The sequence below is a fragment of the Microbacterium proteolyticum genome (assembly GCF_014192415.1).
Classification (GTDB): Bacteria; Actinomycetota; Actinomycetes; order Actinomycetales; family Microbacteriaceae; genus Microbacterium; species Microbacterium proteolyticum.
Map to the genome: position 1 here is coordinate 1,323,753 of NZ_JACHXY010000001.1, position 14,072 is coordinate 1,337,824.

At 68.9% G+C, this 14,072-nt stretch carries 14 protein-coding genes and 1 tRNA gene; 8 read left to right on the plus strand and 7 right to left on the minus strand.

Annotation, left to right across the window (positions count from 1 at the left end; all coding sequences use genetic code 11):
- From FHS07_RS06040 to FHS07_RS06050, 3 genes are all read right to left on the minus strand, one after another.
- The gene (locus FHS07_RS06040) at nt 1–999 is read right to left on the minus strand and encodes an endonuclease/exonuclease/phosphatase family protein (protein WP_183418933.1); all 999 of its coding nucleotides are present in this window, start codon (nt 997–999) and stop codon (nt 1–3) included.
- A 16-nt stretch (nt 1,000–1,015) separates the two neighbouring features.
- Nucleotides 1,016–1,888 carry a CHAD domain-containing protein gene (locus FHS07_RS06045; RefSeq protein ID WP_183418934.1) on the minus strand — a complete coding sequence of 291 codons (873 nt, stop codon included), beginning with the start codon at nt 1,886–1,888 and terminating at the stop codon, nt 1,016–1,018.
- Nucleotides 1,889–1,997: 109 nt separating this feature from the next.
- Nucleotides 1,998–2,264 (minus strand): GlsB/YeaQ/YmgE family stress response membrane protein, encoded by a 267-nt coding sequence (locus tag FHS07_RS06050; RefSeq protein ID WP_183418935.1) that lies wholly within the window; start codon nt 2,262–2,264, stop codon nt 1,998–2,000.
- 321 nt (nt 2,265–2,585) lie between these two features.
- Here FHS07_RS06050 and FHS07_RS06055 point away from each other — a divergent pair, with 321 nt between their 5' ends.
- Nucleotides 2,586–2,948, plus strand: a complete 363-nt coding sequence (locus FHS07_RS06055; RefSeq protein ID WP_183418936.1) for an Lsr2 dimerization domain-containing protein — start codon at nt 2,586–2,588, stop codon at nt 2,946–2,948.
- Nucleotides 2,949–3,303: 355 nt separating this feature from the next.
- On the opposite strand, the gene FHS07_RS06060 is transcribed toward FHS07_RS06055, so the two are convergent.
- Nucleotides 3,304–3,387, minus strand: a tRNA-Leu gene (locus FHS07_RS06060).
- A gap of 153 nt (nt 3,388–3,540) precedes the next feature.
- Between FHS07_RS06060 and FHS07_RS06065 the strand changes: the two genes are divergently transcribed.
- Genes FHS07_RS06065 through pknB form a run of 7 tightly spaced genes read left to right on the plus strand, consistent with a single transcriptional unit; the run spans nt 3,541 to nt 12,452 of the window.
- Nucleotides 3,541–4,278 (plus strand): FhaA domain-containing protein, encoded by a 738-nt coding sequence (locus FHS07_RS06065; protein ID WP_183418937.1) that lies wholly within the window; start codon nt 3,541–3,543, stop codon nt 4,276–4,278.
- The gene (locus tag FHS07_RS06070) at nt 4,275–4,814 is read left to right on the plus strand and encodes an FHA domain-containing protein FhaB/FipA (RefSeq protein WP_183418938.1); all 540 of its coding nucleotides are present in this window, start codon (nt 4,275–4,277) and stop codon (nt 4,812–4,814) included. The genes FHS07_RS06065 and FHS07_RS06070 overlap by 4 nt, the downstream gene beginning before the upstream one ends.
- Nucleotides 4,815–4,823: 9 nt before the next feature.
- Nucleotides 4,824–6,062 (plus strand): PP2C family protein-serine/threonine phosphatase, encoded by a 1,239-nt coding sequence (locus FHS07_RS06075; RefSeq protein ID WP_183418939.1) that lies wholly within the window; start codon nt 4,824–4,826, stop codon nt 6,060–6,062.
- Nucleotides 6,059–7,462 carry an FtsW/RodA/SpoVE family cell cycle protein gene (locus FHS07_RS06080; protein ID WP_183418940.1) on the plus strand — a complete coding sequence of 468 codons (1,404 nt, stop codon included), beginning with the start codon at nt 6,059–6,061 and terminating at the stop codon, nt 7,460–7,462. Before FHS07_RS06075 ends, FHS07_RS06080 begins: the two co-directional genes overlap by 4 nt.
- Before the next feature lie 49 nt (nt 7,463–7,511).
- On the plus strand, nt 7,512–8,966 hold the full coding sequence (locus FHS07_RS06085; RefSeq protein ID WP_183418941.1) for a penicillin-binding transpeptidase domain-containing protein: 1,455 nt from the start codon (nt 7,512–7,514) through the stop codon (nt 8,964–8,966).
- On the plus strand, nt 8,963–10,720 hold the full coding sequence (locus FHS07_RS06090; RefSeq protein ID WP_183418942.1) for a protein kinase domain-containing protein: 1,758 nt from the start codon (nt 8,963–8,965) through the stop codon (nt 10,718–10,720). Before FHS07_RS06085 ends, FHS07_RS06090 begins: the two co-directional genes overlap by 4 nt.
- 31 nt (nt 10,721–10,751) lie before the next feature.
- A complete protein-coding gene (pknB, locus tag FHS07_RS06095; RefSeq protein WP_183418943.1) occupies nt 10,752–12,452 on the plus strand; it encodes a Stk1 family PASTA domain-containing Ser/Thr kinase in 1,701 nt (566 codons plus the stop codon).
- On the opposite strand, the gene FHS07_RS06100 is transcribed toward pknB, so the two are convergent.
- The 3 genes from FHS07_RS06100 to FHS07_RS06110 are packed head-to-tail and all read right to left on the minus strand — an operon-like array spanning nt 12,424 to nt 14,050.
- Entirely contained in the window at nt 12,424–13,080 is a 657-nt protein-coding gene (locus tag FHS07_RS06100) for a glutamine amidotransferase-related protein (protein WP_183418944.1), read from the minus strand. The genes pknB and FHS07_RS06100 overlap by 29 nt on opposite strands.
- Complete coding sequence (locus FHS07_RS06105; protein ID WP_183418945.1) at nt 13,077–13,232, minus strand: hypothetical protein; 156 nt, start codon at nt 13,230–13,232, stop codon at nt 13,077–13,079. The genes FHS07_RS06100 and FHS07_RS06105 overlap by 4 nt, the downstream gene beginning before the upstream one ends.
- Nucleotides 13,232–14,050, minus strand: coding sequence for a class E sortase (locus tag FHS07_RS06110; protein WP_183418946.1), 819 nt, complete (start codon nt 14,048–14,050; stop codon nt 13,232–13,234). The genes FHS07_RS06105 and FHS07_RS06110 overlap by 1 nt, the downstream gene beginning before the upstream one ends.
- Nucleotides 14,051–14,072 lie beyond the last annotated feature (22 nt).

The following is a 14,072-nucleotide window of genomic DNA, read 5'->3' on the forward strand; positions in this document are numbered from 1 at the left end:
TCAGCGTCGAGTGAGCGTGGCGACGATGGGCCGGTGATCGCTGCCGGCACCGTCGAAGTCGGTGCGCACCGTGAACGACTCCACGCGCCAACCGGCGCCGACGAGCACGTGGTCGATGGGGGCCGCGAAAGCGACGGGGAGCCGCACGGGCCACGTTCCCTGGGCGCCCGCGCCGACCTCGGCCGCGGTGTCGCGGCATCCACCGATCATCCCGCCTCCGGTTCCGAGGCCGGCGAAGTGGTCGACGGTGGCGTTGATGTCGCCCGCGACGATCACCTCGGCGTCCGCACATCGCTCAGCGATCCACCGCAGACCCGCGTCCCACTGGTCCATCACCCGGGGCAGGGGCGGCATGGGGTGGGCGGCCACGAGTGTGGGCCCCCGGCCGTCGACGGGCCGCCAGACAGCGCTGGGCAGCCCGGGCGTCGATGCGATCGACGCATCGCGCGCGTAGGCCCCCAGCGCGGTCGAGATGAGGATCGACGTCGGGATCGTCTCGCCGCCCGGGGCCGCGGCGACGGTGTCGTGTTGCATCGACACCCCGTCTCGGGCCAGGATGCCGACGATCTCCGCCGCAGCGAATGCGTCGGTCTCGGGCAGGCTGACGACGTCTGCTTCGGTGTCGCGTACGAGACGCGCAACGCTCTCGGGTGAGGCCCCGCCCCCGTACGCGTTCCACGCCACGACGGTGAGATCACCCTCGACCGCGGGCGCGCCCCACCCGCGGACGGTGAGCACGCCGGCATTTCCCAGAGAGGCTCCGGCGAGCGCGAGCGCGAGGGCGGCGCTGACACCCCACGTCTTCTGCCGCACGGCCACCCCGCCCACCACCAGTGCCAGCACCCCGAGAGCACCTGCGAGCACCCCTCGCAGCGAGAGCACGTTCGCGACGAACGGCAGGCGGTGGATGCCGATCATCTGGGGCCACACCGCGATCGACGCGATCGCCCCGCCGACGATCAGGACGACGAGGAACGAGAGACGGGGTCGACGGAGCATCGGCGTCCGCAACGAGTCAGCCCAGGCGCCTGGCCGCCTTCTTCACCTGCGTGAGGGCCTTCGGCACATCCTTCAGATGCGCCTCGGCCCGATCCGCGGCGAGCGTGGCGACCGCGTCATAGGGGCGAGTGTCCTCCTGCGCGGTGAACGCTCGACGGTGGAGGGCGTTCGCCCTTTCCGCCAACAGCAGGTCGTCCCGGTGCTCGCCGAGCAGTTTGTGCACCCGTTTGGCGGACCGTCCCACGCGTCGGACGTCGCCTCCGAGCAGGTCGGGATCAGCGCGATCGACGGCTTCGGCGAGGTAACGCAGCCGGCGCGCGGCCTTGCGCACGTCGTGCAGGTGCTCGGTCGACCCGTCGCTGCGCCGTGCCGCGCGTGCGACACGGTCGGCCTCCCTGTGGAGCAGGCGGCGGAAGACCTTCTTGGCCTTGGCGTCGTCGTCGAGTTCGAGGCGCAGCCCCGCTTCGCGCACGAGCTGGGTACGGGCGCGAGACGCCTCTGTCTCGTGCGCCGCGACGACACGGGCGTGGAGATGGCGGTACGCCGCGCGTTCGTCACCCACGAGCCGGCGACGCGCGTCGGCATCGTCCACTCCTGTTTCCCTCAGGGCGTCCTCGGCGCGTTCCGCGCGCACCTCGGCATCACGCGCTTCGCCGAGCAGCTGGCCCCACGCCTTCAGGGCCGCGCCCAGCTCTCGGGTCTCCGCGGCCGGCGAGATCCGGCGAAGCACCGTGACGACGCTTCGCAGCCTTCTGACGACGGTGCGGTGCTGATGCAACCCATCGGGCGCGTCGGCGAGGGCTGCGGCTTCGGTGGATTCGACGTCAGCCGACGCGGTCTGAACGATGCGGCGGGCGAGCGTCTGCGCAGAGAGGGTGTCACGGGGCATGAGACCACGGTATGGAGGGGAGATGCCGGACGGGGCCGGGTTGACGAGCAGTCTGGAACGACGAAAGGCCCGGGGCGCGGTCCCACCGCCCCGGGCCTTCCTCACAGGGTCAGCGCGCGGCGCGACGTCCCACGATGAGGCCGTAGATCAGCAGGACGATGATCGAACCGCCGATGGCCAGGAGCCAGGTCTGGATGGAGAAGAAGTTCTCCAGGGGCGCGTTGAAGAGCACGCTGCCCAGGAAGCCGCCGAGCAGAGCGCCGACGACGCCAAGGAGAAGCGTGATGAGCCAGCCGCCGCCCTGCTTACCGGGGAGGATCAGCTTGGCGATGGCGCCGGCGATGAGGCCGAGGAGGAGAAATCCGAAGAATCCCATTGGTGTTCCTTTCGCGAGTGTGAACCGATGCCCGCTCGAGGGCGGGTTCTCGTTATGTCCAGGTTCCTCCCAGGAAGCAATTTTCGGGGGTGGGTTGCGCGTCGCTCCGAATTCTGTGTGTCGCGCGTGCACGCGTACGCGAAGGCGCGGAAAGTCGCGAGATGTGGAGAGGGAGGCGCCACCGCCGACCGCTGTCCGGCCCGCCGGAGTGCACGGAGTCGATTCATGCACATGATGTCGGCTCGATCAACGTCCCCTGGAAATTGATGGATCGGCCGCTATGATTGCTCTTGTGTGGGGGCACAATGGGAGGGGAGTGCTGTGGCACTCGAGCAGGTTTTTCGTCGACTCGACGACTTGGACGGATCCGAGTTGGACTTGGATTCCACCCCGGTGTCATTTGCTCTCGAGGGAGTTCAATACTCCATCGATTTGACGCGAGGCAACACCGAGAAACTCCGCGAGGCCTTGGCGCCGTTCATCGCCGCCGCCAGGACCGAGGGCTTCGAGAACGCCCGTCATCTGACGAGGTCGCAGCGCACGATGAAGCGGCGTGCGATCAGGGAGTGGGCGCGGGCCAACAACCTCGAGGTGTCGGATCGTGGTCGCATCAGTGACGCTGTGCTCGACGCGTACGCATCGCAGGGAGCGAACTCGCGTCAGCAGCACTACGGGGCGGCCTGACCGCACGCATTCGGCGTCTTACGCGCGCCGACGCTCGAGAGGTCACCGAAGAGATCGTGGTGTGCCCTCGGCGTCGTACGTGCGCTCATCGGTGACGCCTGCCGGGTCGACGTGCCCGTGAGCGGGAGTCCTCGCTGTGGCGTACCGGTGTGCCGGGGCCGCGTCTCGGTGTCGAACCGGGTCGCAGCCGTGCCTGGAGATGAGAGGAGCGTTCCGGAGACGAACCCGTGAGCGCTCCTCTTCGGCGCGCGGGGCCTCCGGCGGCGTGCGCCCACCCCCGCACGGGTTGCGGGCTTTCCGCTCCTGCAGGCATGAGAAAGGCCCCCGGGATGAACCCGGGGGCCTTTCTCGTCTGTGCGCGAGGGGGGACTTGAACCCCCACGCCCGTGAAGGCACTGGCACCTGAAGCCAGCGCGTCTACCTATTCCGCCACTCGCGCATGCGCGGCATCGAGGATGCCACGCGACCAACTTAGCGAGAATATCACGGCGACGACCGCCTCACGAAACGCGGCCCCGCACGCGGCGTCCATGACCTGCCCAGCCGCGCTGACTACGATGTGCCTACTGGTCTGCCTGCCCGAAGGAGTCTCGTGGGACTACTCGACAGTTTCGAGAAAGGTCTCGAACGCGCCGTCAACGGTGCGTTCGCGAAGACCTTCCGCAGCGGCATTCAGCCGGTGGAGATCGCCGCCGCGCTGCGCAGCGAGCTCGACAAGAAGGCCGTGGTCGTCACGCGTGATCGCATCCTGGCCCCCAACACCTTCGCGGTGCGTCTCTCGCCCACCGATGACGAGAAGATGAGCGCGCTCGGCTCGACCCTCGTCTCCGAGCTCGACACCCTGGTCAAGAAACACGCGCGGACTCAGGGCTATTCGTTCGCCGGCCCCGTCGCCATCTCGATCGAGCGCGACGCCTCCCTGTCCACAGGGACGCTGCGCGTCGACTCGCAGACGACCGAGGGCCGCATCGCCTGGCGCGGTGTCGTCGATATCGACGGCACGCGGCATCCGCTCACGGGATCTCGCACGGTGATCGGCCGCGGCAGCGATGCCGACATCACCATCCCCGACGCCGGCACCAGCCGCAAGCACGTCGAGATCCTCTGGGACGGCGAGCGCGCGATGGTCCGCGACCTCGGCTCGACCAACGGCACGACCCTCAACGGTCGCAAGGTGTCCGAGGCCGCCCTGCCGCCCGATTCGACGATCTCGATCGGCCGCACCAATATCGTGTTCCGCGTGGTCGCGCAGGCGCAACCGCCGCGGCGCCCGCAGGCGCCCGACGCCACGAGCATCTTCGACGTCCGGGAACGGGGACCCCAGTCATGAGTCAACTGACTCTTCTTCTCATGCAGGGCGGCTTCCTCATCCTGCTGTGGTTCTTCGTCTTCGGTGTCGTCTACTCGCTTCGCGCCGACCTCTTCGGCGTCAAGGTGCGAAAGCTCCCCGAGCCCGTGGCATCCCCGGCTCCGGCGGCCGCGGCCCCCGTGGCCTCACCCGATGCCGTGACCACCCAGGTCAAGCGCCCCTCCGCGCCGGCCCCCGCTCCGGCGGGCGGGCTCGCCACCACCTCGACCGTCTCGCGCATCGTCATCACCAGCGGCCCCAAGGCCGGGCTCGAACTGCCGCTGGGAACCGAGCCGCTCACGATCGGACGCTCGAGCGAATCGGGCCTCGTTATCCGCGACGACTACACCTCCAGCCACCACGCCCGCCTCGTGCTCTGGGGTGAGCAGTGGATGCTGCAAGACCTCGACTCCACGAACGGCACCTCCCACGACGGCGCTCGCGTTGCCGCCCCCGTGCAGGTGAAGGTGGGCGCTCCGATCAAGGTCGGCGCGACGACGTTCGAGTTGAGGACGTAAGCCACCTCCATGGTCTTCCAGGGCTCGAGCGCCGCCATCTCCCACACCGGCAAGGTGCGCGCCAACAACCAGGACTCCGGTTACGCCGGGTCCAACCTCTTCGTGGTCGCCGACGGTATGGGCGGGCACGCGGGCGGCGACGTGGCCTCGAGCCTGGCCATCGGTCGCCTCACCGAGCTGGACCAGCCGTTCCGTTCGCCGACCGATGCCGAGCACGCCATCCGCGACGCCCTGGCCGAGACCGCGACCGAGCTGATCGACACCGTCGGACGCCGCCCCGAGCTCGCCGGCATGGGCACCACCGTGAGCGCGCTGGTCATGGTCGACGACTACGCCGTCATCGGCCACATCGGCGACTCGCGCATCTATCTCTATCGCGACGACACGCTCACCCAGATCACCGCCGACCACACCTTCGTGCAGCGCCTGGTCGACTCGGGGCGCATCACCCCCGAAGAAGCGCGCTACCACCCGAGGCGCTCCGTGCTCATGCGCGTGCTGGGCGACATGGACCCCGACCCCGAGGTCGACAGTTTCATCATGCCGACGCAGGACGGCGACCGCTGGCTGCTGTGCTCCGACGGACTGTCGGGCGTCGTCGACGACGACCACACCGCCAAGACCCTCGCGCTGGGCATGCCGCCGGCGCGCACGGCCGACGCGCTGCTGAAGCAGGCGCTCGACGGCGGCGCTCCCGACAACGTCACCGTCGTGCTGGTCGACGTGGGGGGTCAGCACCCCGTCTTCATCGGCACCCCGACGGTCGTCGGCTCGGCGTCGAACCCGAGCGGTGTCGTCGTCCCGGCCGCGCGCACCGGACGCGGCGGCTGGTTGCACCACGCCCGCCAGGTCGCGAACGAGCCCACGCACTTCGAGCCGGCTGCCGAGTTCCTCGAGGAGCTGATCGAAGAAGACCGTCGTCGCGCGCGCCGGCGGCGGTTCGGCTGGCTCGCGGCGCTGCTCATCGTGCTGGCCGGCATCGGGTTCGGCCTGTTCGCCGGCTACAACTGGACCCAGACGCGCTATTACGTGGGCGCCGACGAGAATTCGGTCGTCATCTACCACGGCATCCAGCAGTCCATCGGCCCCCTCACGCTCTCGACGGTCTACGAAGACACCGACGTCGCGCTGGACGAGCTGTCGGAGTTCGACCGGCAGACGGTGGAGACCACCATCTCGGCCGGTTCGCTCGCCGACGCCCAGAGCATCGTCGATCGCCTGCGCCCCGACCAGGAGGCAAGCGGATGACAGATCAGAAGCTCACCCGTTCGACGGATGCCGTGTCCACCGACACCGCCGTCATGCGAGCCCTCAAGAAGATCCGCGTGCCCGCCACGCAGCGCAACCGCGAACTCGGGCTGCTCGTCTTCGCCATCGTCGTCTACGGCGCGGCGGTCTCCCTCGTGCAGCTCGGGGCGACGGGTGCCATCGAGACCGGGTTCCTCATCCTCGCGGGTATCCCCGCGGTCCTGGCGCTCGTCACGCACGTCGTGCTGCGCCTGCGCGCCCGCGACGCCGACCCGTTCGTGCTGCCCATCGCCACCGTCCTCACCGGTCTCGGCATTGCGATGATCTACCGCATCGATCTGGCCGATCAGGCCAGCGGATGGGATGCCACGGGCCACCGCCAGATCGCCTGGGCCGTCATCGCGATGGTCGCCGCCCTCGCCGTGCTGATCTTCGTGCGCAACTACCGGGTGCTCTTCCGCTACACCTACCTCTCCGGTCTCATCGGCATCCTGCTGCTGCTCCTTCCGTTCGTGCCGGGCCTCGGCACGGACCAGAACGCCGACGTGTGGGTATCACTCGGCTTCGTCTCGTTCCAGCCGGGCGAGCTGGCCAAGATCTGCCTGGCGATCTTCTTCGCCGGTTACCTCGTACGCACGCGGGAGAGCCTCACCTCCACGGGCACGCGCTTCCTGTTCATGACATGGCCCCGCGCGCGCGAGCTCGGCCCCGTGCTGATCATCTGGCTCGTCTCGCTCGGCATCATCGTGCTCCAGCGCGACCTCGGCACGGGCCTGCTCATCTTCGGCATGTTCGTGGCGATGCTGTACGTCGCCACAGGTAAGACGAGCTGGGTGGTCATCGGACTCGTGCTGGTCGCGAGCGGGGCTTTCCTGGCATCCCGTGTCCTTCCCTACGTCAACGGACGCTTCGCCAACTGGCTGAGCGCCTTCGACCCCGAGGTCATCGACCGCGACGGCGGCAGCTACCAGCTCGTGCAGGGCATCTTCGGTCTCTCGCACGGCGGCCTGTTCGGCACCGGCCTCGGTCAGGGACGTCCGTACATCACGCCGCTATCGCAGAGCGACTACATCGTGCCCAGCCTCGGCGAGGAGCTCGGGCTCGTGGGGCTGTTCGCGATCCTGGCGCTGTACATGGTGTTCACCAGTCGCGGCATCCGGATCGGACTAGCCGGGCAAGACGACTTCGGAAAGCTCCTCGCCACGGGCTTCTCGTTCACCATCGCGCTGCAGGTGTTCATCATGGTCGGCGGTGTCACCCGTGTGATCCCCCTGACCGGCCTGACCACGCCGTTCCTCGCCGCCGGTGGATCCTCACTCATCGCGAACTGGATCATCGTGGCGTTCCTGTTGCGCATCTCCGATGCGGTCCGCAGCCGCCCCCGGGTGGTGATCGGCTGATGACACGCTCTCTCCCGCCCGTACACGCCCCGACGACGAAGGAGGCACCGTGACCAAAGAGCTCCGCCGCCTCAGCATCGTCATGCTCGCGATGTTCCTCGCTCTGTTCACCTCGACGAGCATCATCCAGGTGGTGCAGGCCGCCAACCTGACGAACACCGCGGGGAACACCCGCGCCCTCTACGACTCGTACGAAGTCCAGCGCGGTTCGATCATCGCCAGCGGCACCGCCATAGCCTCTTCGGTTCCCTCCGACGACGTCTACAGCTGGCAGCGCCAATACACGGATGCCGCGATGTGGGCGCCCGTGACCGGCTACATGAACCCGGTGCTCGACTCGAAGACCCGCATCGAGGCCACCGAGAACGGCGTGCTCAGCGGCTCCGACAACGCGGACTACTTCTCACGCATCGAGCGCGCCGCCACCGGCCAACTGCCGCGCGGCGCCAACGTCGAGGTCTCGGTCGACGCGAACGTGCAGAAGGCGGCGTGGGACGCACTCGGTGACCAGCAGGGCGCGGTCGTGGCGATCGAACCCGCGACGGGCCGCATCCTCGCGATGGTCTCCAAGCCCAGCTTCGACACGAACACCCTCGCGTCGCACGACACGGATGCCGTGAATGCGGCGTACGACCAGCTCGTCGCCGATGCCTCCAAGCCGCTCGACAACCGGGCCATCGAGGGAGATCTCAACCCTCCCGGCTCGACGTTCAAGCTCGTCGTGGCCTCGGCTGCACTGGCATCCGGTCGGTACACCCCCGACTCCACCTTCCCGAACCTCGCGGCGTACACGCTCCCCCAGTCGACCAACGTCGTGAGCAACGCCGGAGGCGGCACGTGCGGCGAGGGCGACACGGTCACCATCGCGACGGCGCTGCGGCTGAGCTGCAACATCCCCTTCGCCGAACTGGCGATCGACCTGGGCGATGACGCCATTCGCGCCGAGGCCGAGAAGTACGGCTTCAACACGCAGTTCACGATGCCGCTGCAGTCCACGGCATCCACCTATCCCGACTCGCCGAACGCCCCCCAGACCGCCCTCAGCGGATTCGGTCAGGGCGACGTGCGCGCGACACCGCTGCAGATGGCGATGGTTTCGGCGGGCATCGCGAACGGCGGCGTGGTGATGAACCCGCGCATGATCGATCGTGTGATCCGACCGGATCTGTCGGTCGCGAGCGAAGGAAGCAGCAGCGAGTTCGGGCGGGCGCTCGATACCGACATCGCGGCGCAGATGGTGTCGATGATGACGGCGAACGTCCAGGACGGCGCGGCTTCGAATGCAAGAATAGACGGGGTCCAGGTGGCGGGTAAGACCGGCACCGCGGAGAACGATTCCCGTCCCTACACTCTCTGGTTCACCGGCTTCGCGCCGGCGGAAGACCCCCGGGTCGCCGTCGCCGTGGTCGTCGAGAACGGCGGAGGCCAGGGGCAGAGCGGGAGCGGCAACGAGATCGCCGCCCCGATAGCGAAGAAGGTCATGGAGGCGGTGCTGGGTACATGAGACCGACACAGGGTGTGACCTTCGGCGGGCGGTACGAGCTCGAGTCGCGGATCGCGATCGGCGGCATGGGCGAGGTCTGGGAAGCGACCGACCACGTCATCGGACGTACGGTTGCGATCAAGATCCTCAAAGACGAGTACATGGGTGACCCCGGGTTCCTCGAGCGCTTCCGCGCCGAGGCCCGACACGCGGCCCTCGTCAACCACGAGGGCATCGCGAGCGTGTTCGACTACGGCGAGGAAGACGGCAGCGCCTTCCTGGTCATGGAGCTCGTTCCCGGTGAGGCGCTCTCCACGATCATCGAGCGCGACGGGTCCCTGTCGACCGACAAGACCCTCGACATCGTCGCCCAGACGGCCGCGGCCCTCCAGGCCGCCCACGCCGCCGGTCTCGTGCACCGCGACATCAAGCCGGGAAACCTGCTGATCACGCCCGACGGCCGGGTCAAGATCACCGACTTCGGCATCGCCCGCATCGCCGACCAGGTACCGCTGACGGCCACCGGCCAGGTCATGGGCACCGTGCAGTACCTTTCGCCCGAGCAGGCCTCGGGTCACCCCGCGTCGCCCGCCACCGACACGTATTCGCTCGGCATCGTCGCGTACGAGAGCCTCGCCGGCAAGCGCCCCTTCACGGGCGAGTCCCAAGTGGCCATCGCGATGGCGCAGATCAACGAGCAACCCGCCCCGCTGCCCCCCACCGTGCCGGTGCCGGTGCAGAACCTCGTCATGGCCATGATCGCCAAGAAGCCGGATGACCGTCCCGCGTCCTCGGCCGCCGTGTCGCGCGCGGCGACGGCGCTTCGGCGCGGCGACCTGACCGCGGCAGCCGCGGCCGTGCCGGCCGTCGCCGCGGGTGCCGCTGTCGCCGACGACGCCACGCAGCTGTTGACCTCCGGTCAGACGGCCGCGGCGACGCGACTCATGCCGACACCGGCGGCGGCCACCTCGATGCTGACCGAGGAGCACACCGAAGAAGACCCCGCCCGGCAGAAGAAGCGCTCACGGTGGACGTGGCCGCTCATCGCCCTGATCGCGCTGCTGGCGCTCGTCCTCGGTGTCACGCTCTTCAACGTCGTCTCCAACCAGAGCGAGCCCGAGCCCGCTCCCACGAACGCCACTCCCTCGGCGGTGCCCACGCCGTCGCAGACCTCGGCGACGCCGACGCCCACGCCCACCTCACAGCGCGTCGAGGTGTCGTCTCTCGGGCTCGAGGGCAAGACGTGCGATGAGGCCCGCGCCATCCTGGAGGAGAACGACCTCGTCGCGGACTGCCAGGTGGGCAACGCGGCGACCCAGGCGAGCGATGTCGGACTCATCTACAACGTGAACCCCACCGGTGGAGTCGAGGCGGGCACCACGATCACGGTGCGCTTCTACGGGGAGCAGACGCCTCTCGAGACGCCCGGCACGCCGACCCTTCCGAGCGCGTCGGTCTCGGCGGGCAGCGACATCCAGGTGGCCTGGCAGCAGTACACCTGCCCGTCGGGTACCGGTTCGGTGACCTCGTACAACTTCACGGCGACCAACGGCACATTCGACGCCAACGGTCAGTCGACGTCGTCCTTCCCGCCTGACGCACGGAACGCGGCTCTGAAGGTCAGCAACTCCGCGGGCCAGACGCTGCGGGTCACCTATACCGTCAGCTGCTCGGGCAGTCCCGACCGCCAGGCGGGGCCCTCGGGCGAGGCATCGGCGTCGATCACGGGCGGCAACACCACGCCCACGCCGTCCCCGACCGCGACGACCAACTGACCCACCCGCATTCACGCCAGGAGCTCCATTCGTGACCACTGAGACGCGCGTCCTCTCCGGGCGCTATCGTGTCGACGACCTCATCGGTCGCGGTGGGATGGCGAGCGTCTACCGCGGGTACGACCAGACGCTCGGCCGCACGGTCGCGATCAAGATCCTGAAGTCCGACCTGGCCGGCGACGCTGCTTTCCGCACGCGCTTCCGGCTCGAGGCGCAGGCGGCGTCGCGCATGGCCCACCCGACCATCGTGCGCGTGTTCGATGCGGGCGAAGACGCCGAGACGGGTGTGGACGGCGTCGAGCGCCCCGTCCCGTACATCGTGATGGAGCTCGTACACGGGCGCCTACTGAAAGACGTCATCGGGCAGGGGAAGGTTCCGACCGACGACGCGTTGCGCTACGTCGACGGCATCCTGGAAGCGTTGGAGTACTCCCATCGTGCCGGTGTCGTGCACCGCGACATCAAGCCCGGCAACGTCATGATCACCGAGTCCGGCCGCGTGAAGGTCATGGACTTCGGCATCGCCCGCGCGGTCTCCGACTCGTCGTCGACCGTCGCCGAGACCACGGCGATCGTCGGCACAGCCGCGTACTTCTCGCCCGAGCAGGCCAAGGGCGAATCGGTCGACGCCCGTGCCGACCTGTACTCCACGGGCGTCGTGCTCTACGAATTGCTCACCGGACGCACGCCGTTCCGGGGTGACACGCCGGTCGCCGTCGCGTACCAGCACGTCAGCGAGGCCCCCCTCCCTCCCAGCGAGATCGACGAGTCCATTCCGCGGGCTCTGGATGCCATCGTGCTCCGCGCCCTCGCGAAGGACCCGTTCCAGCGTCCGCAGGATGCGGCGAGCTTCCGCGAAGCACTCGATGAGACCGCCGACGGCAGGGTGCCCACCAAGCGCCAGATGTCGGCGCTCTCGAACGAGTTGTACGGGCCGAACCCCCGGCAGGCGGCCGAAACCGCGCGCTCCCTGCGTCAGCTCAGCACGGATACGACGATGCGGCGCACGCAGGCGGGTCCTCCTGTGGCGTGGATCTGGGCGGGCGTCAGCGTGCTCGCGGTGCTCCTGGTCGCGGTGCTCATCTGGGTGATGCAGATCCAGCCGAACGACGAGGTGCCGACGACCTCGCTCACGGTGCCGAACGTCGTCGACATGTCGTACGAACGCGCCGCCGAGACCCTGACGGGACAGCAGCTGACCACGGCCCGCGTGAACGAATCCGACGAAGACATCGCTGCGGGCAACGTGGTGAGCACCGTGCCTGAAGCGGGCACGAACGTGGCCGCGGGACAGAAGATCACCCTCTACGTTTCCACGGGTCCCGACACCGCCACCGTTCCCACCCTCGAGGGCATTAACGAGAACGAGGCGCGCTCCTCCCTCGAGGCGGCGGGACTGTCGGTCGGATCCATCCGTCGTCAGAACGATCCCGCCCTCGCCGAGGGAACGGTGATCTCCTCCAACCTGGAGTCCGGTTCCGCGGTGGCGAAGGGCACGACGGTCAACCTCGTGATCGCGAGTGGTCAGGTCGTGATCGTCGACTACACCGGCTACACCCTCGAGGCCGCGCAGCGCGAGCTGGAGTCCGAAGAGAAGCAGCTGACGGTCGCGCGACAGGACGACCCAGGATGCCGGGCCGCGACCCCGCCGACGGTCGCCACGCAGTCGCTGGCACCGGGCGAGGTGCCCGTCCACAGCGAGATCACGCTGACGGTGTGCTCGGGCTCCTGACCCCGCGGGGGTGAAGCCCCCGGCCGCGCGCCGCTGCACCGCGCAGACCGGCGTCCTCGAGCCAACGTCCGAGTAAGAGGTGGCCCCCCTCGGTGAGCACGCTCTCCGGGTGGAACTGCACTCCCTCGATCGGCGCCCGGCGGTGCCGGAGGCCCATGACCACGCCCCCCTCGGTGCGCGCGGTCACTTCGAGCTCAGCGGGAAGAGTACCCGGGTCGACGGCGAGCGAGTGATACCGGGTCGCCGCGAACCCGTCGGGGAGGTCACGGAAGACCCCCGCGCCCTCGTGGCGGATGACGCTGGTGATCCCGTGCAGCAACTCGGGTGCGTGTCCCACGCGAGCCCCGAAGGCCGTGGCGATCGCCTGGTGACCGAGGCAGACGCCGAGGACCGGGACGCCCTCCGCGTAGGCCGCTCGCACCACGTCGACCGAGGTGCCGGCGTCATCCGGGTGGCCGGGACCGGGTGAGATGAGGATCGCATCGGCGTCGCGCACGATCCGACCGGGAAGTGCCGGGTCGTCGGCCGCCGTCAGAACGGTCACGGCGCCCAGGTCGCGCACGTAGCCGGCGAGGGTGTGGACGAAGCTGTCGCGGTTGTCGACGACGGCGACGCGCAACGCGGTCACTCGACCGCGACCTCCTGGGGATACACGATGTCGCTCACCCAGGGGAAGACGTAGAAGAACAGTCCGTACAGCACCGCGGCGAGCAGCACGAGGACGATCAGCAGGCGGATCCACCAAGGACCCGGCAGGACTCGCCAGAGGGCTCCGTACATCAGGCTGCTCCAGTGGTGAGGGAAAGCGGGGGACCCGCGTCGGTACGGGGCGTGAACGACTCGAAAACGCCGTACGCGATCGCGCGCTCCGAGAAGCCGTAGCGCGGGCTGCAGGTGGTCATGGTGATGACGCGGTCGGTCGCCTGTACCTGTGGCTGCTGCGGCAGCGGGAGCAAGACGTCAACACCGTCGGGACGCACGTACTCGAGGTTGCGGTAACGGTAGGTGAACCACCCCTCCTCGGTCTCGACCACGACCGCATCCCCCACACGGAGTGAGGGCAGATCGGCGAAGGGGGCACCGTGGCTGCCCCGGTGCCCGGCGATGGCGAAGTTGCCGACTTCGCCCGGCATCGCCGTATCGGGGTAATGACCGAGGCCGATCGGGTCGAGGGTGCGCGACGCGCTCACACCGCCCGCGACGGTGAAGAGGTAGTCGGGACCGAACCGCGGGATGTGAACGACGCCGAAACGCTCGGCGTCACCCGGCTGCTCGAGCGCGGGTGGCTCCGCCGTCGGAGGACCGGCGGGCTGGTCGGGGGCGGCGGGCGCGGCCGAGGCGCTCGGCGCCGGGAGCTGGGGGTCGGTTGCCCACTGCTGACTCAGCTGTTTGCCCTCGTCCTTGAACTGGGCGCCGATGATCGCGTCGCCGATCCACAGCTGCCAGACCACGAACAGCAGGACGAGGACCCCGGCCGTAACGAGCAGATCCCCGATCACACCGATGACCGAGACGCGTCGACGCGGGGCGGGTGCGGGCGGCGGCGTCGACGCCGCGCGCCGATCACGGCGGGTCAGCGGCTGCGTGTCGGTCTGCACGGGGCGAGTCTAGTTCCGTGGG

Coding starts and splice junctions, on each gene's coding strand:
- FHS07_RS06040 (WP_183418933.1), bottom strand. CDS start 999: ATGCTCCGTCGACCCCGTCTCTCGTTCCTCGTCGTCCTGATCGTCGGC.
- FHS07_RS06075 (WP_183418939.1), top strand. CDS start 4,824: ATGGTCTTCCAGGGCTCGAGCGCCGCCATCTCCCACACCGGCAAGGTG.
- FHS07_RS06090 (WP_183418942.1), top strand. CDS start 8,963: ATGAGACCGACACAGGGTGTGACCTTCGGCGGGCGGTACGAGCTCGAG.
- FHS07_RS06045 (WP_183418934.1), bottom strand. CDS start 1,888: ATGCCCCGTGACACCCTCTCTGCGCAGACGCTCGCCCGCCGCATCGTT.
- FHS07_RS06080 (WP_183418940.1), top strand. CDS start 6,059: ATGACAGATCAGAAGCTCACCCGTTCGACGGATGCCGTGTCCACCGAC.
- FHS07_RS06050 (WP_183418935.1), bottom strand. CDS start 2,264: ATGGGATTCTTCGGATTTCTCCTCCTCGGCCTCATCGCCGGCGCCATC.
- FHS07_RS06070 (WP_183418938.1), top strand. CDS start 4,275: ATGAGTCAACTGACTCTTCTTCTCATGCAGGGCGGCTTCCTCATCCTG.
- FHS07_RS06105 (WP_183418945.1), bottom strand. CDS start 13,232: ATGTACGGAGCCCTCTGGCGAGTCCTGCCGGGTCCTTGGTGGATCCGC.